At 59.3% G+C, this 15,964-nt stretch carries 14 protein-coding genes and 1 pseudogene; 9 read left to right on the top strand and 6 right to left on the bottom strand.

The genetic code is table 11. The features are described 5' to 3' along the window. Positions 1 to 24: 24 nt before the first annotated feature. Positions 25 to 630 (bottom strand): helix-turn-helix domain-containing protein, encoded by a 606-nt coding sequence (locus tag L9B60_RS07975; RefSeq protein WP_249677873.1) that lies wholly within the window; start codon positions 628 to 630, stop codon positions 25 to 27. Between the two features lie 258 nt (positions 631 to 888). Here L9B60_RS07975 and glnT point away from each other — a divergent pair, with 258 nt between their 5' ends. The 6 genes from glnT to L9B60_RS07945 all read left to right on the top strand — a co-directional run bounded on the left by glnT (position 889) and on the right by L9B60_RS07945 (position 7,683). Then, positions 889 to 2,223, top strand: coding sequence for a type III glutamate--ammonia ligase (gene glnT, locus L9B60_RS07970; RefSeq protein WP_249677871.1), 1,335 nt, complete (start codon positions 889 to 891; stop codon positions 2,221 to 2,223). A gap of 58 nt (positions 2,224 to 2,281) precedes the next feature. Further along, positions 2,282 to 3,187 (top strand): class II glutamine amidotransferase, encoded by a 906-nt coding sequence (locus L9B60_RS07965; RefSeq protein WP_249677869.1) that lies wholly within the window; start codon positions 2,282 to 2,284, stop codon positions 3,185 to 3,187. 11 nt (positions 3,188 to 3,198) lie between these two features. Next, entirely contained in the window at positions 3,199 to 3,882 is a 684-nt protein-coding gene (locus L9B60_RS07960) for a GltB/FmdC/FwdC-like GXGXG domain-containing protein (protein WP_249677867.1), read from the top strand. A gap of 20 nt (positions 3,883 to 3,902) precedes the next feature. Continuing rightward, the gene (locus L9B60_RS07955; RefSeq protein ID WP_249677865.1) at positions 3,903 to 5,225 is read left to right on the top strand and encodes an FMN-binding glutamate synthase family protein; all 1,323 of its coding nucleotides are present in this window, start codon (positions 3,903 to 3,905) and stop codon (positions 5,223 to 5,225) included. Between the two features lie 185 nt (positions 5,226 to 5,410). Beyond that, the gene (locus tag L9B60_RS07950) at positions 5,411 to 6,736 is read left to right on the top strand and encodes an ammonium transporter (RefSeq protein WP_249677864.1); all 1,326 of its coding nucleotides are present in this window, start codon (positions 5,411 to 5,413) and stop codon (positions 6,734 to 6,736) included. A gap of 461 nt (positions 6,737 to 7,197) precedes the next feature. After that, the gene (locus L9B60_RS07945) at positions 7,198 to 7,683 is read left to right on the top strand and encodes a thiol-disulfide oxidoreductase DCC family protein (RefSeq protein ID WP_438866130.1); all 486 of its coding nucleotides are present in this window, start codon (positions 7,198 to 7,200) and stop codon (positions 7,681 to 7,683) included. 204 nt (positions 7,684 to 7,887) lie between these two features. Here the strand turns inward: L9B60_RS07945 and L9B60_RS07940 are convergent, their stop codons facing one another. The 5 genes and pseudogenes from L9B60_RS07940 to L9B60_RS07920 form a co-directional block, all read right to left on the bottom strand. Further along, positions 7,888 to 9,261, bottom strand: coding sequence for a purine-cytosine permease family protein (locus L9B60_RS07940; RefSeq protein ID WP_249677862.1), 1,374 nt, complete (start codon positions 9,259 to 9,261; stop codon positions 7,888 to 7,890). Then, positions 9,258 to 9,933 (bottom strand): annotated as a pseudogene (locus L9B60_RS07935) (cysteine hydrolase family protein). The gene L9B60_RS07940 and the pseudogene L9B60_RS07935 overlap by 4 nt, the downstream one beginning before the upstream one ends. 62 nt (positions 9,934 to 9,995) lie before the next feature. Next, entirely contained in the window at positions 9,996 to 10,151 is a 156-nt protein-coding gene (locus L9B60_RS07930) for a hypothetical protein (protein WP_249677860.1), read from the bottom strand. Between the two features lie 75 nt (positions 10,152 to 10,226). Then, a complete protein-coding gene (locus tag L9B60_RS07925; RefSeq protein WP_249677859.1) occupies positions 10,227 to 11,264 on the bottom strand; it encodes an LLM class flavin-dependent oxidoreductase in 1,038 nt (345 codons plus the stop codon). 96 nt (positions 11,265 to 11,360) lie between these two features. Beyond that, positions 11,361 to 11,846 (bottom strand): flavin reductase family protein, encoded by a 486-nt coding sequence (locus L9B60_RS07920; RefSeq protein ID WP_249677857.1) that lies wholly within the window; start codon positions 11,844 to 11,846, stop codon positions 11,361 to 11,363. A 330-nt stretch (positions 11,847 to 12,176) separates the two neighbouring features. On the opposite strand from L9B60_RS07920, the gene L9B60_RS07915 reads away from it, so the two are divergent. The 3 genes from L9B60_RS07915 (at position 12,177) to L9B60_RS07905 (ending at position 15,857) form a co-directional block, all read left to right on the top strand. Next, a complete protein-coding gene (locus L9B60_RS07915) occupies positions 12,177 to 13,574 on the top strand; it encodes a purine-cytosine permease family protein (RefSeq protein WP_249677854.1) in 1,398 nt (465 codons plus the stop codon). A 202-nt stretch (positions 13,575 to 13,776) separates the two neighbouring features. Continuing rightward, positions 13,777 to 15,246 (top strand): PAAR domain-containing protein, encoded by a 1,470-nt coding sequence (locus L9B60_RS07910; RefSeq protein WP_249677853.1) that lies wholly within the window; start codon positions 13,777 to 13,779, stop codon positions 15,244 to 15,246. Then, positions 15,243 to 15,857, top strand: coding sequence for a hypothetical protein (locus L9B60_RS07905; RefSeq protein WP_249677850.1), 615 nt, complete (start codon positions 15,243 to 15,245; stop codon positions 15,855 to 15,857). Before L9B60_RS07910 ends, L9B60_RS07905 begins: the two co-directional genes overlap by 4 nt. The last annotated feature ends 107 nt before the right edge of the window (positions 15,858 to 15,964 follow it).

Raw genomic sequence — 15,964 nt, 5'->3', positions numbered from 1 at the left:
AAAAGGCCAACGCGGTCTTAAGCCTTACTCCGGGTTACTGCCGTAATTCATGATCGACAACAAGCGGATCGGCACTTGCACCAACTGCTCCGGCCCGTGGGGCACGTCGCCGTCGAAGGTCAGGCTGTCACCGGCTTCCAAGCGATACAGCTGGTTGCCATGGCGGTAAATCAGCTCGCCTTCCAGCAAATGCAGGAACTCGGTACCGGGATGGGAGAAGGTCGGAAACTCTTCACTGGCGTCATCCATGCTCACCATGTATGCCTCGAAGCTCTTCTTCGGCCCACGGGTGTGGTTCAGCAGGTGGTAGGTGTGGCCTTTCTCGGTGCCGCGGCGTACCACCTCCAGGCCCTCGTCGTGCTTGACCAGCAGCGCGCTGCCGCCTTGCTGGTCGTACTGGCTGAACAGCTTGGACATGGGCATGCCCAACACGTCGCACAAGCGGCTCAGGGTGTCCAGGCTGGTAGACACTTGGGCGTTTTCGATTTTGCTCAGCATGCCTTGGCTGATACCCGCGATGCGGGCCACGTCCGCCAGCTTCAACTCTTGTGCCTGGCGCTGGCGCTTGATCTGCATTCCCAGGTATTGCTCAAGCTTGAGGCGCGGTTGGGGGTCGATGGGCATATTCATAAAGACCTGCACGGTTTCTGTTCATTAATAATAGTTTCGCACCAGGAATGTGCAAATTGAGGAGCCTGCGCCGCACGGCGTTTGGTCATATTCCCCTAGTGAAAACTATATTCCCATATAGATAGCGGAAAATCCCCTTTAAATGGATGAATCGCCTTCGCGAGCAATTCTGGCAAGCGCTTTGCATTCCTGAAAAGAAATTAAGTTTCTTTAGCGGAATAATTGATCAGCTAGCCAGTCGCGAGGAGTGAAGAGCACATGTTGCCAGAAGAAACCCAGCGCATTATCGAACAGCACGGGATCAAGTACGTGCTGGCGCAGTTCGTCGATATCCACGGTGCCGCAAAAACCAAATCGGTGCCGGTGTGTGGCCTTAAGACCGTGGCCGAGGAAGGCGCGGGTTTCGCCGGCTTCGCCATTTGCGGCATGGGCATGGAGCCCCACGGGCCAGACTTCATGGCGCGCGGCGATTTGTCGACCCTGACCCCAGTGCCTTGGCAGCCAGGTTATGGCCGCGTGGTGTGCGTGGGCCATGTGGATGGCAAGCCGCACCCGTACGACAGCCGTTATGTACTGCAACAACAGGTCCAACGTTTGGCTGACAAAGGCTGGACCCTGAATACGGGCCTGGAGCCGGAGTTCAACCTGATGCGCCGCGACGCTGGCGGCAAGCTGCAACTGGTGGACGCCAGCGACAACCTGGACAAACCTTGCTACGACTATAAAGGCCTGTCGCGCTCCCGCGAATTTCTGGAGCGCCTGACCGAAGCCCTGCAAAAGGTCGACTTCGAGATCTACCAGATCGACCACGAAGACGCCAACGGCCAGTTCGAGATCAACTACACGTACAGCGACGCGCTGACCTCGGCCGACCGCTTCACCTTCTTCCGCATGGCCGCCGGCGAAATCGCCAACGACCTGGGCATGATCTGCTCGTTCATGCCCAAGCCCGACCCCAAGCGCGCCGGCAACGGCATGCACTTCCACCTGTCGATCGCCAGCGCCGAGAACAAAAACCTGTTCCATGACGCCAGCGACCCGAGCGGCATGGGCCTGTCCAAACTGGCTTACCACTTTGCCGCAGGTTTGCTGGCCCACGGCCCGGCGTTGTGTGCGTTTGCAGCGCCTACGGTCAACTCCTACAAGCGCTTGGTCGTTGGCAACTCGTTGTCGGGTGCCACTTGGGCCCCAGCCTTTATTGCCTTTGGCTCCAACAATCGCTCGGCGATGGTGCGCGTGCCTTATGGCCGCCTGGAGTTCCGCCTGCCGGATGCCGGTTGCAACCCCTACCTGGTCAGCGCCGCGATCATCGCCGCCGGCCTGGACGGGATCGACCGCCAACTGATGCCCGACCAGGTGTGCAACGAAAACCTCTACAAGCTGAGTCTTGAAGAAATCGCTGCGCGGGGCATCAAGACCCTGCCGCAATCGCTCAAGGAAGCGTGCGACGCGCTGGAAGCCGACCCGCTGTTCAGCGAAGTGCTGGGCAAGGAAATCGTCGGCGAGTTCATCAAGCTCAAGCGCATGGAGTGGGTGGAATACAGCCGCCACGTCTCCGACTGGGAGATCCAGCGCTACACCGAATTTTTCTGATCGACCTCTTCAACACGCCGCTGCGGGCGCCTGTGCCTGGCAGCGAAGGAGACTTGTTATGTGTGGAATCGTGGGCCTGTACCTGAAAAATCCGCAGCTGGAATCCCAGCTCGGCAAACTGTTTGAACCGATGCTCGAAGCCATGACCGACCGTGGCCCCGACAGCGCGGGCTTTGCCATCTACGGTGACGAAGTGGCCGATGGCTGGGTCAAGTTGACCCTGCAAAGCACCACCGAAGGTTTTGACTGGCAAACCCTGATGGGCGCGCTGGAAGGCCGCCTGGGCTGCTCGCTGGACTGGTTCCAGAACGCCACCGCCGCGGTGTTGAAAATCAACGCTGGCGAAGCACCGGTGCGCGATGCCCTGGCGCAGTTGGCCCCCAGCATCCGCATCATGAGCGCCGGCCAAAGCATCGAGATCCTCAAGGGCATGGGCTTGCCGCGTGAGATCTCCGAACGTTTCGGGCTGGCCGGCATGAAGGGCAGCCACATCATCGGCCACACCCGCATGGCAACCGAAAGCGCGGTCACCATGGAAGGCAGCCACCCGTTCTCCACCGGCGCCGACCTGTGCCTGGTGCACAACGGCTCGCTGTCCAACCATTACCGCCTGCGCCAGGAACTCAAGCGCGAAGGCATCAAGTTTGAAACCGACAACGACACTGAAGTGGCCGCCGGTTACCTGACCTGGCGCCTGCAGCAGGGCGACTCGTTGAAACAGGCCTTGGACAATTCCCTGGAAAACCTCGATGGCTTTTTCACCTTCGCCATCGGCACCCGCAACGGCTTTGCAGTGATCCGCGACCCGATTGCCTGTAAGCCCGCGATCCTCGCCGAAACCGATGACTACGTGGCCATGGCCTCGGAATACCAGGCGCTGTCCAGCCTGCCGGGCATCGAGAACGCCAAAATCTGGGAGCCGGCACCGGCCACCCTTTATGTCTGGGAACGCGAGTCGGCTTAAGGAGCACGCACATGAAAACTATCGATCTTTCCACTGCCACTGTGCGCGACCTCAACCAGGCGCTGCATGACCAAGTGAACAACGTTGAAGACCGCGAGTGGGTCGTCACTCACTCCAACGGCAAGCACAACCTGGCCGTGGGCGTTAACGAAGCGGTGTCCATCGATATCCAGGGCCACGCCGGTTACTACTGCGCCGGCATGAACCAAAAAGCCTCGATCACCGTGCACGGCAACGTGGGCGTGGGTTGCGCCGAAAACATGATGAGCGGCTACGTGCGGGTCAAAGGCAGCGCTTCGCAAGCGGCCGGCGCCACCGCCCATGGCGGTTTGCTGGTGATTGAAGGCGACGCCGGTGCCCGTTGCGGCATCTCGATGAAAGGCATCGACATCGTGGTGGGCGGCAGTATCGGCCACATGAGCTGCTTCATGGGCCAGGCCGGGCGCCTGGTGGTGTGCGGTGACGCAGGCGATGCGCTGGGCGACTCGCTGTACGAAACCCACATCTACGTGAAGGGCAAGGTCGAGTCCCTGGGCTCCGACTGCATCGAGAAAGAGATGCGCGCCGAACACCTGGAAGAGCTGCAAGAGCTGCTCAACCGCGCAGGCTTTGCCCACCAGGCGGCTGACTTCAAGCGCTATGGCTCGGCCCGCCAGTTGTACAACTTCAAAGTCGATAACGCGTCCGCGTACTGATCCGCTAGAGGAGCATTGATATGAGCGAGAAGAACCCTCCGGTATTGCGCGAGTCGGCCACGTTCGACCGCCTGACCATCCAGGAAATCCAGCGTGCCGCCGAAACCGGCATCTATGACATTCGCGGCGGCGGCACCAAGCGCAAGGTCCCGCACTTTGACGACCTGTTGTTGCTGGGCGCCAGCGTGTCGCGCTACCCGCTGGAAGGCTACCGTGAAAAGTGCGGCACCGACGTCATCCTCGGCAACCGCTTCGCCAAAAAGCCGATCCACCTGAAAATCCCGGTCACCATTGCCGGCATGAGCTTCGGCGCACTGTCGGCGGCTGCCAAAGAGGCCCTGGGCCGTGGCGCCACCATCGCTGGCACCAGCACCACCACCGGTGACGGCGGCATGACCCCGGAAGAGCGCGGCCAGTCCCAGCACCTTGTTTATCAGTACCTGCCGTCGCGTTACGGCATGAACCCAGACGACCTGCGCAAGGCCGACGCCATCGAGATCGTGCTCGGCCAGGGTGCAAAACCGGGCGGCGGTGGCATGTTGCTGGGCATGAAAGTGACCGAGCGCGTGGCCGGCATGCGTACCTTGCCGATCGGCGTGGACCAGCGTTCCGCTTGCCGCCACCCGGACTGGACCGGCCCGGACGACCTGGCGATCAAGATTGCCGAGATCCGTGAAATCACCGATTGGGAAAAGCCCATCTACGTGAAGATCGGTGCAAGCCGGCCTTACTACGATGTGAAACTGGCCGTTAAAGCCGGCGCCGACGTGATCGTGCTGGACGGCATGCAAGGCGGCACTGCGGCTACCCAAGAAGTGTTTATCGAACACGTGGGCATCCCGATTCTGCCGGCCATTCCGCAAGCGGTACAGGCTTTGCAAGAGATGGGCATGCACCGCAAGGTTCAGCTGATCGTGTCGGGTGGTATCCGTAACGGCGCCGACGTGGCCAAGGCCATGGCCCTGGGCGCGGATGCGGTGGCCATCGGTACTGCTGCGCTGATCGCCTTGGGCGACAACCACCCACGCCTGGACGAGGAACTGAAAAAGATCGGCTCGGCCGCCGGTTTCTACGACGACTGGCAGAACGGCCGCGACCCGGCCGGCATCACCACCCAGGATCCGGAGCTGTCCAAGCGCCTGGACCCAGTGGAAGGCGGCCGCCGTTTGGCCAACTACCTGCGCGTGCTGGTACTGGAAGCGCAAACCATGGCCCGTGCCTGCGGCAAGTCGCACCTGCACAACCTCGACCCTGAGGACCTGGTGGCACTGACCGTGGAATCAGCCGCCATGGCCCGCGTACCGTTGGCTGGCACCAGCTGGATCCCTGGCCAGCAGTACTGACCGGCACTGGCTTTCACTTTGTGGGAGCACAGCTTGCTGGCGATGGCGGCCTTGATGGCCCCATCGCCGGCAAGCCGTGCTCCCACAGGTGGTTGGCGCACACTCGAAGAGGCCCACACGGCCCACCACAAAAAAACCATTGCTTGCTGCCAGACACTTTCCATTCCTTTGCAGGAGCTTCGAAAATGGTCAATCGTGTACCCGGCAAATCCCTCTTCGCGTTGCTCGCACTCGGTGCCTTGTCACCGCTGGCGCACGCCGCCGACGCCCCCGTCATGAACACCGGCAGCACCGCCTGGATGATCACCGCCGCCGTGCTGGTGCTGTTCATGTGCCTGCCTGGCCTGGCGCTGTTTTACGGCGGCCTGGTTCGCGCAAAAAATATGCTCTCGCTGTTTACCCAATGCTTCGGCATCGCAGGCCTGGTGGGCGTGCTGTGGGTGATCTATGGCTACAGCATGGTGGTCGACACCACAGGCATGGTCGAAGGCCAAGTCAGCTTCAACAGTTTCGTCGGTGGCTTGAGCCGCGCCTTTCTGGCCGGCATGACCCCCGACAGTTTGGTGGGCGACATCCCGGAAGGCGTGTTCGTGACCTTCCAGATGACCTTCGCCATCATCACCCCGGCACTGATCGCCGGTGCGTTTGCCGAGCGCATGAAGTTTTCCGCCGCGCTGCTGTTCATGGCGCTGTGGTTCACCCTGGTCTACGCACCGCTGGCCCACATGGTATGGGGCGGGGCAGGGGCCTTGATGCATAACTGGGGCGTGCTCGATTACGCCGGCGGCACCGCCGTGCACATCAACGCAGGCGTCGCGGCACTGGCGGCGTGCATTTTGTTGGGCAAACGCAAAGGCTACCCGCACACGCCAATGCCGGCACACAACCTGAGCCTGACCATGGTCGGCGCGGCCATGCTGTGGGTGGGCTGGTTCGGCTTTAACATCGGCTCTGGCGGCGGCCTGAGTGGCGCCTCGGGCATCGTCATGCTCAACACCCAGCTTGGCGCTTGCGCTGGCATCCTGGGCTGGATGTTCACCGAATGGTACAAGGCCGGCCGTCCCAGCGCCTTGGGTTTGGCCAGTGGCGCACTGGCCGGCTTGGTCGGCATTACGCCGGCGTGTGCTTACGTGGGCGTAGGCGGCGCATTGGCCATCGGCCTGGTCTGCGGCGTGGCGTGCTACTTAAGCGCTACGGGCCTGAAAAAACGCTTTGGCTACGACGACAGCCTGGACGTGTTCGGCCTGCACGGCGTGGGCGGGATCATCGGCGCACTGATGACGGGCGTGTTCTGTGTACCGTCGTTGGGCGGGTACGTGGAAGGCGTGACCTTGCTGGGCCAGGTGTGGGCGCAGTTCAAGGGCGTGGCGTTCACCTTCGTGTACTGCTTTGCAGTGAGCTGGGTCATCTTGAAAGTGATCAAGTCACTGATCGGCCTGCGGGCGGATGAGGCTACCGAGGAGATGGGGTTGGATATGGGTGAGCATAATGAGAGTGCTTATAACCACTGATTGGGGTTGCCTACCCGCTCTCATCCTTGACCTTAGCTGCCCAAAGTCGTAGCCTTTTGGTCAAGAAAGCGCTGGTGCGCCGGCTGAGTTTCAAGTTATCCGGGTGAGTGTTTTCTTCGTAACATTAAGGCCGCTCAATGCGGCCTTTATTTTGCCTGCCGTTTGGGTTTCATTTTGTCGCCTTTCGGTACGACTGAATAAAGCTCTGCTTTAGGCTTGCGAGCGATAAGCTCGAAAATGGCCTCATCCTGTACCTCATTACCATATCCGTCCTGGCGCAACCGCGTGTTTTTGATAGCCGTCATTTTAGGCGAAGCAACCGCAATGGCCGTTTCACTAATGCGGCGGTGATTTGCTCAACCATGTCGTCGATGAATGTCCTGAATCGACAATGATTGCCGAGCATCGGGGCTCCGGCAATCAGTTTCCCGCTGGATTTGTTACTCAAAATGTTCGGTCAAATGCCGCTCGTACCTCTGATACGCTGCAGGCATTCTCCCAGCGAGATCCTTGAAATGGCCGCTCCTTATTTGAACCCTGGCGACTGCGTCGTGCTGTTCGACGGCGTGTGCAAACTCTGCAATGGCTGGGCTCGCTTTGTCATCCGCTTTGACCGCCAACACCGGGTCAAACTGGCGGCGGTGCAATCGCCCGAGGGGCAAGCGCTGTTGGCGTGGGCAGGGTTGCCGATGGATCAATTCGATACCATGGCGGTGATTGATGATGCCGGCATCCACCTGCGCTCGGAAGGGTTTGTGCGAGTGATTCGTCGCTTGCCGAAGCCTTGGCCGTTGCTGGGTGTTTTGCGGGTGGTGCCTCGGGGCGTTCGGGATTGGTGCTATGACCGTATCGCGCGCAATCGGTATCGGTTGTTTGGGCGGTATGAGGCGTGCCTGCTGCCCAATGCGGATCATGAGGGGCGGTTTGTGAGGGAGGGGGATGCATAAGCGCGATCGAGTCGTTCTTTTCGCGGATGAATCCGCCCCTACAAGATGGGGACGTCTGTAGGAGCGGATTTATCCGCGAAGCAGGCGCCGCGGTCTCTCTATTCCAACACACCGCCTGTAACGGTATCGGCCCCATCCAGTAACGCATCCACAATCGCCTTGCCCTGCTCGATCGAATGCAGCTTATCAGGAGGTTTCGCTGTTTTAGTTCGGAAGTAGGGGTTTAGTGTTGCGGTGTTTGTCGTGGCCGGCGCGCCGCATCAACCCGTAATACCCCAGCGCCGGCACCAGCAACCCCACCACCCACGCCAGGTCCACGCCATCCAATGCGGTGGCCACCGGCCCCACGTACAGCGTGGTGTTCATGAACGGTACCTCCAGCACAATCGCCCCCACGAAACAGCCACAGGCGATCCAGTTCACCCGGCCGTAAATACCGTTCATGTCGAAGATGTCGGCCAGCCGGTAAACCCCTTTGCGCAGGCAGTAGTAGTCCACCAGATTGATCGCCGTCCAGGGGATCAGGAAATAGCTCATGAAGAAAATGAAGTTGAGAAAGAAGCCAATGAAATCGGCCTGCCCCACGGTGCACAAACCCGTTGCCACCAGGCTGATCACCAGCATGAACACGCCGCGCACTTTGGGCGTGACGCGCAGGCGCGAGAAGGGCTCGATCACGGTGACAGTCGACATGAACGCGCCATACAAGTTGAACACGTTGATCGACACCTGCCCGTAAACGATGAAGGCAAACAGCAACAACGTGCCCCCGCCAAACAATTCCACCACGTGCCCACCGACGTTATCGGAGAAACCCGGTATGGCGACGCTGAGCACCGCGCCGAGGATCATCATCCAGGCGCCGCCTACCACGGTGCCGGCATAGCTGAACCAGAACACCCGCGCCATCGGCGTGGCGGTTGGCAGGTAGCGCGAGTAGTCGGCCACGTAGGGCGCGTAAGACAGCTGCCAGGTCACCGCGATGCTCACCGCCACCAGAAACTTCGATAGCACAAAACCGTGCGGCAACCATTGCCCGGCCGGGATCGGCAAGGTCAGCGCGAGCACGGTGGCGGCCAGGAATACCAGCAGCGACAGCATCGACAACAGCTTCTGCAAGCGATGGATCAGCCGGTAACCGTACAGCGCCACCACGAAGCACAGCGCGCCGATCAGCCAGATGTTGCTGGCATTGCCCAATGGGCTCACGGCGCTCAGCGCTTGGGCGGCGAGCAAGGTGTTGCTGACGAAGAAACCCAGGTAAATCAGCATCACGAACAGCAACGGTAGCACTGCGCCAATCACGCCGAACTGCGCGCGGCTCTGGATCATTTGCGGGATGCCCAGCTTGGGGCCTTGGGCCGAGTGCGAAGCCATGAAAATGGCGCCCAGCAGCGAACCAAGGATGATCGCCAGCGCGCTCCAAAACAGGTTGAGCCCCATCACCACCGGCAGCACGCCAGAGGCGATGGTGGTGATGTTCATGTTGGCGCCGAACCAGATGTAGAACAGCGAGCCCGGCTTGCCGAAGCGTTCGCCTTCGGGGATGAAATCGATGCTGCGTTTTTCGACATTCATGGCCGTGCCTCCTGTGCTTGCAGGCAGGTTTGGAAGCGGGCGATGGTGGCGCTCAATTCACTGGGTTGGTGGGCCCATTCATCGGGTGCTGCCGGGCGGTAGTGGTGGAAGCCTTCGCCACGCAACAGGCGCAGGTAGTGGGCGCAACTGAACAGCTCGATGGAGTACACCCAGTTACTCATGATCAGCAACGCGCTGTAATGCGCGGCCTGGGTGGTGGCGGTGCAAGCATCTGCGATCAATTGAATCTTGTAGCCCAGGGCAAACGCATCGAACACCGTGGTCAGCACGCACACATCGGTGAGTACGCCGGTGATGACCAGCGTATCGATGCCACGGGCTTTGAGGTGCGTATCCAGGTCGGTTTGGCAAAAGGCACTGTAGCGCGGTTTGTCGAAGGACTAACTCGTCGGCCCGTGGCGTGAGGGCCTCGAGTATTTCGACCTGGTAGCTGCCGGCGCGGTAGCTACTGGGGCCGCCATCTGCAGCCAAGGGCTCGCCGGGTGGCAGGTCGCTGCCGTTGATATGGCGGGTGTAAATGACCGGTAGTTGCCGTTTGCGAAACGCGCGCAGTAGCAGGGCGGTGTTGGCGATGACGCAGCCGTGGTTTTCCAGGGCGAAGCCGTCTTCGCGTTGCATGTCGATGATCACAAGCGCTTTATTGTTGTTCATGGGCAAACCTGATCGTTTGGCGGGCGCACGGGGGCGCGGACGATTGTTTAATCAGCCACCGATCAGTTAATTATTTGCCAGAAACCGTTCTGCTTGGCCGAGACGCTGGCGCGCAGGCGTTTGAAATGGATGTGCGATGAGCTGCCGTTGGCGCGCAGGTAAGCCGACTCGGCGCCGGGCGAGGTGAAGGTCGCGATGGGGTTGAATCGATTGTTCATGGTGAAAATCGACCGTGGGAGGGGGTGGCGTGTTGATCGCGGGTAAACCGGCGTACCGGTGTACCCGCGAAGGCCTCAACGAAACGCTGGGACGACGTGCTTGATAAACAGCTCCAGCGATTTCTTCTTCTCGGCGTGCGGCAAGCTGTTGTCGCACCAGAAGCTGAACTCGTCCACGCCCAGCTCCTGGTAGTGCTGGAGGCGCGCGATGATTTCTTCCGGGGTGCCGATCATGGTGTTCTTGCGGATGTTATCCAGTTCGAACTCCGGGCGCTCGGCGAACTTCGATTCCGGGCTTGGCTCCAGGAAACCGTTCACCGGGGTGGTCTTGTTGCCGAACCACGCATCGAAGGTGCGGTAGAAACGCGAGATGGCAGTGGCGCCCACTTTCCAACCTTCCGGGTCATCCACGGCATGCACGTGGGTGTGGCGCAGCACCATCAATTGCGGGCGCGGCACATCCGGATTGTTGGCCAATGCGGCTTCGAATTTGTTTTTCAGGTCGACGACTTCTTCGTCGCCCTTCATCAGCGGCGTGACCATCACGTTGCAACCATTGGCCACGGCGAAGTTGTGCGAGTCCGGGTCGCGCGCAGCGATCCACATCGGTGGGGTGCGGACTGGCTTCGGTACGCTGGTGGAAGTGGGGAATTTCCAGATATCGCCGTCGTGGGCGTAGTCGCCTTCCCACAGCTTGCGCACCACCGGGACCATTTCACGCAAGGCCGCGCCGCCGCTGCTGGCAGGCATGCCGCCAGCCATGCGGTCGAATTCCACCTGATAGGCGCCACGGGCCAGGCCCACTTCCATGCGGCCGTTGCTGATCACGTCCAGCAGGGCGCATTCACCGGCCACCCGCAGCGGGTGCCAAAACGGCGCGATGATGGTGCCAGCACCCAGGTGGATGGTGGTGGTCTTGCCGGCAAGGTAGGCCAACAGCGGCATGGGGCTTGGCGAGATGGTGTATTCCATCGCGTGGTGTTCGCCGATCCACACGGTGCTGAAACCACCGGTTTCTGCCATCAGGGTCAGTTCGGTCAGGTCTTCGAAGAGTTGGCGATGGCTGACTTGCTCATCCCAACGCTCCATGTGCACGAACAGGGAAAACTTCATGACGCATACCTCGGATCTTTTGTATTTGACCCGTGGGTGACGGGCCTGATGCTGTGGCTATATTGGTATACCATAATACCATTATCTGCAATGTCTTTATGCGATGGCCGGCAGCGCGCCCATCTTGCCGCGGCAATACACCAGCGGGCTGTTGCGTTGCTCGGGCACGATCAGGTTCTTTACCGCGCCCACCATGATCGCGTGGTCGCCGCCTTCGTATTCGCGCCACAACTCGCATTCGATAATGGCCACGGCATTACTCAGCAGCGGGTTGCCCAATTCGCTCAGGGTCCATTCGATGCCCTGGGCCTTGTCCTTGCCCTTTTTCGCGAACGCGTAGGCCTCGGCTTGTTGCTCACCAGACAGCAGGTGGATGGCAAAGCGCTTGTTCTTGATCAGAATCGGGTACGAGTCGGAGCTATAGTTGGGGCAAAACAGCACCAGGGCCGGGTCCATGGACAGCGAGCTGAAGGCGCTGGCGGTAAGGCCGGCAATCTGGCCGTCGTCGTCCAGGGTGGTGATCACGGTCACACCCGAGGGGAAGGAGCCCATCACGGTCTTATAGGCGTTGGCGTCGATCATTGCGGGAATCCTCTCTGGGTGTGGCGGCTGAAAGCACGCTTCGTAAGCTTGTTATGTCTGATGGTATACCGTAATACCTAATTGGCAAGCGCTTTCATGTTCAGCCGATGAACGTTCATCTTCGCCTGCAAGCCCCGTATTACAGAGGCTGGCTGCATTCTTGCAGGGTAAAACCGACTAAAATCAAGGCTCAGAAGCGCTTGCGATAAGCGGATCAGTCTTGTGAAAAGTTTGGAATACCATAATATGGTGTCCAGAATCGCCGTCGCCTAACGGTTACCCGAGCTGATTTCATACAAAGATAAAAACAGAAAAATTCGAGTGTTCCCCATGACCCAGTCGCACAGTCAGCAGCAACTGATCGAAAACCATACGGTCGATTACGTACCGTTAGCAGAGCGCCACGGGAAGGCGCGCGATCTCTTCACTTTATGGTTCAGCACCAACATTGCGCCCCTGCCTATCGTCACCGGTGCAATGGTGGTGCAAGTGTTCCACCTCAACCTGTTCTGGGGCCTGATCGCGATTGCCCTGGGGCACATGATCGGCGGTTTGGTAATTGCCCTGGCCTCGGCGCAAGGGCCGAAAATGGGCATCCCGCAGATGGTACAAAGCCGCGGGCAGTTCGGCCGCTATGGCGCGTTGTTGATCGTGTTCTTCGCGGCCATCATCTACGTCGGTTTCTTCATTTCCAACATCGTGCTGGCAGGGGAGTCGATCCACGGCATCGTGCCTGCTGTACCGCTACCTGCCGGCATCGTGATCGGCGCGCTCAGCGCCACGGCCATCGGCGTGATCGGCTACCGCTTTATCCACAGCCTGAACCGCATCGGTACTTGGGTGATGGGCAGCGCGTTGTTGGCGGGTTTCCTCTACATCTTCAGCCACGACTTGCCGGTGGATTTCTTTACCCGTGGGGCGTTCAACCTGTCCGGCTTCCTGGCCACGGTGTCGCTGGGGATCATCTGGCAGATCAGCTTTTCGCCCTACGTGTCGGACTATTCGCGCTACCTGCCGAACGACATCGGCATTGCCAAACCGTTTTTCGCCACCTACGCCGGCGCGTGCCTGGGTACCATCCTGTCGTTCAGCTTTGGCGCGGTCGCGGTATTGGCAACGCCCGAGGGCACTGAAGCGATGGCGGCGGTCAAACAGGCCACCGGTGGCTTTGGGCCGTTCCTGATGGTGCTGTTCTTGCTCAACATCATCAGCCACAACGCCCTCAACCTGTATGGCGCGGTGTTGTCGATCGTCACCTCGATCCAGACGTTTGCCGGCAACTGGACGCCGAGCATCAAGGTGCGCGTGGTGTTGTCTGCGCTGGTGTTGGCCGGTTGCTGTTTGATGGCGCTGAGTGCTTCTGCCAACTTCATCTCGCACTTTATCGGGCTGATCTTGGCACTGCTGTTGGTGCTGGTGCCGTGGGCCTCGATCAACTTGATCGACTTCTACCTGATCCGCCGCGGCGAGTACGACATTGCCTCGATCTTCAAGGCCGATGGCGGCATTTACGGGCGCTTCAATATGCACGCGATCGTGGCGTACTTCATCGGCATCGTGGTGCAGTTGCCGTTTGCCAATACTTCGCTGTACGTGGGGCCGTGGGCCAACCTGGTGGACGGGGTAGACCTGTCCTGGCTGGTGGGGCTGGCGGTGACGTGCCCGCTGTATTGGTGCTTGGCCACGCGCAGCAAGAGCGTGCAAGCGCAGGTGGCTTACGCCAAATGATGTGATGCGGTGGATTCTTCGCGGATAAATCCGCTCCTACCGGTCTGGGGGTGAACCCCACCGTGTAGGAGCGGATTTATCCGCGAAGCGTCAACAAGCCAAACTCAGAACCACCCTACACCCATTGCCGAAGCGTCTGATGTCGCACCCGCAATCCTCAGCTTAATTTGATCAGCCCCGCCAACCCAAGGACTGATCAAGCATGCAGCGTTTCCATATTACCGTCGGGGCCAAGACCACCGCCGGCGGTATCGTGTGCACGGGCAATAATTCCAGCACCATCAATGGCCAGGGCATGGCCCGGGAAGGTGACGAAGTTTATTGCCCGGCCTGCAAGAGCACCGGGACGATCGTCTGCGATGGCCCTCGCCTGGTGGACCAGATGGATGGGCGAAGCGCAGCCCTCAGTGGGGACCTTTGCCTGTGCAAGTGCAGACCGCTGCCCCAACTGATTGCTAACCAGACGTTCAGGTTTCAGACAATCGAGGTCGGTGACACCTCGCCACGAGCCGCTACTGTTGCCCAATCCGATGCTGCGGCTGCCGCTCGGCCTACACTCGACAATGTGCAGCGCTCCAATGGGCCAACCGCTTCAAGCCCTCGCGCATCGGCAATGCCCGAACAACCAGGGCAGGCCTGCGAAAACCTTTGGCTCAAGTATCAGCAACAAGCCGAAGCCATCATCGCCCCAGGCGGTAAGCTGATCGAAGACCCCAAAGCCCGCAATCGTGCAATCAACGCTGCCTATGCTCAGTTGTGGCTGGAGGACCGACGCTTCCAATGGGCAGGGCTGGCGGCGTTCGCTTCTAAGCAGGTGGGGTGTGGGTTGCTGCATGCGGCGGATTCGATCGAGAAGATTCAGGTTGAGTACGAGTCGGGGCAACGCCTGGAGGAGAGTGCCAGAAAAGGCTTTTGGGGGTTGTTCAGCAGCCGCAGTGAGCGCGAGCGCTCGGCGAAGGTACGGGCGTTTGAGCAGAGCAAGCGGGAGCATGAGGAGGCTCGGGGGAATAATCCGATGCCGAGTATCGATTGGAGGAATGAGGGCGAGTCGCAATCACTGGTACAGCAGCAGCTTCAACATGTTTACGACATGCTGGCGATGGGAAATACCACGCTTTTTCTGGATGTTTATCCGTTGCATCGGTTTTACAAAGAGCTAGGGTTTAGAGCGCTTGAGAGGTGCCTGGAATCGAGAAGCAGTATTTTTGACCACCATCCAGTGATATGGCCGGTTGATCGGAGGAGGCTAGGATTTGGCATTAACTTCCAAGAAATCCTGAAGGCGTTCGAACTCGTCGAAAGGGGTGGCATCGCAGAGAGTGTTGAACACCTTGCCAGGCACGAACAGGTGAATATTCTGCAACCCGTCATGTACAGCGACCCACGATTTGTAGCTCTATTGCGCGGCAACCATGCGTCCTTTGTTATTGGCTTTCCTTCTGGCGCCACTCAAGCCATTGAGTTAACGCTTGCCAGCCAATGCCCACGAATCAATGACGGACGGACGATTGGCTTTAGCGAGAACCCATTTTCCGATTTATCTGACATTAGTCAACGGATGCCTTTTGTACTGAATGCCGCAGATCGATTTAATGAACTGTTGCATAACGGCAATCGCACACAGATCGAGCAAGCTGTACGAGATATATCTACTGGACGAGGTGAGCGATGACGTTAATGAGACGTATAGGCTGGCGCCGCGGAGCGTTAGCCATACTGGTCGTTACCGTTCTCACGATGGCAGCAATCAAAGCGCTATCAAATGATGTGGAAATCGCCTTGGATATTGGCGAGCCGTACGAGGCGATGCGCCAGCGATCCAGCGCAAGTATTGGTCCTGCTCTTGCCGGTCGAGCGTGGTTCAACATCCCTAAATCGGATGCTCGTCTGCGCTTCGCAAACCCTCAGTATGGGTTTGTTACCCCATTGGCCCGTTTTTTCACCGTGATGTATAAAAATGGAATGATCAGTAGCGTCCGGATATCCCCGCAAATCGAACCACTTTTGCTAGACGATACGCTCAAGGTGGTTTTGGACTTACAGGAACAATGGCTTCAAGCCGGCTGGGTACCCACTCGGGCCAGTGACTTTCCACCCATCGCCGATACCCCCGCTTGGCGTGTCGATTTGCGTAACGAGCGCAAAGGCGGCACTACTTATTGGCAAGCAGGTAACCAATACCAGGTCATGCTAGTGGTTAATCGTTTTGAAGATGCCAAACGCCCCGATGAAGAGCGTTACCTGATAACCCTGCAACTCGCTACGCCCTGGGTAAAACCCTGAACCTGCCTTGGTTGAGTGCGTCAGGCACTTTTTTGTGGTGGGTTTTTCGCGGATAAATCCGCTCCTACAGGGCACAACCGCTGTAGGAGCGGATTTATCCGCGAAGG

The organism is Pseudomonas abieticivorans (assembly GCF_023509015.1).
GTDB classification, from domain to species: Bacteria; Pseudomonadota; Gammaproteobacteria; order Pseudomonadales; family Pseudomonadaceae; genus Aquipseudomonas; species Aquipseudomonas abieticivorans.
Note: the sequence above shows the minus strand (reverse complement) of the source record. Positions and strands in the feature narration are given on the sequence as shown.

Bases quoted from the DNA above. Each gene is read 5' to 3' on its own strand.
- L9B60_RS07960 (WP_249677867.1), top strand. From the start codon at position 3,199: ATGAAAACTATCGATCTTTCCACTGCCACTGTGCGCGACCTCAACCAG.
- L9B60_RS07975 (WP_249677873.1), bottom strand. From the start codon at position 630: ATGAATATGCCCATCGACCCCCAACCGCGCCTCAAGCTTGAGCAATAC.
- L9B60_RS07920 (WP_249677857.1), bottom strand. From the start codon at position 11,846: ATGATCGACGCCAACGCCTATAAGACCGTGATGGGCTCCTTCCCCTCG.
- L9B60_RS07905 (WP_249677850.1), top strand. From the start codon at position 15,243: ATGACGTTAATGAGACGTATAGGCTGGCGCCGCGGAGCGTTAGCCATA.
- L9B60_RS07925 (WP_249677859.1), bottom strand. From the start codon at position 11,264: ATGAAGTTTTCCCTGTTCGTGCACATGGAGCGTTGGGATGAGCAAGTC.
- L9B60_RS07940 (WP_249677862.1), bottom strand. From the start codon at position 9,261: ATGAATGTCGAAAAACGCAGCATCGATTTCATCCCCGAAGGCGAACGC.
- L9B60_RS07950 (WP_249677864.1), top strand. From the start codon at position 5,411: ATGGTCAATCGTGTACCCGGCAAATCCCTCTTCGCGTTGCTCGCACTC.
- glnT (WP_249677871.1), top strand. From the start codon at position 889: ATGTTGCCAGAAGAAACCCAGCGCATTATCGAACAGCACGGGATCAAG.
- L9B60_RS07945 (WP_438866130.1), top strand. From the start codon at position 7,198: ATGCCGCTCGTACCTCTGATACGCTGCAGGCATTCTCCCAGCGAGATC.
- L9B60_RS07955 (WP_249677865.1), top strand. From the start codon at position 3,903: ATGAGCGAGAAGAACCCTCCGGTATTGCGCGAGTCGGCCACGTTCGAC.
- L9B60_RS07915 (WP_249677854.1), top strand. From the start codon at position 12,177: ATGACCCAGTCGCACAGTCAGCAGCAACTGATCGAAAACCATACGGTC.
- L9B60_RS07965 (WP_249677869.1), top strand. From the start codon at position 2,282: ATGTGTGGAATCGTGGGCCTGTACCTGAAAAATCCGCAGCTGGAATCC.
- L9B60_RS07910 (WP_249677853.1), top strand. From the start codon at position 13,777: ATGCAGCGTTTCCATATTACCGTCGGGGCCAAGACCACCGCCGGCGGT.
- L9B60_RS07930 (WP_249677860.1), bottom strand. From the start codon at position 10,151: ATGAACAATCGATTCAACCCCATCGCGACCTTCACCTCGCCCGGCGCC.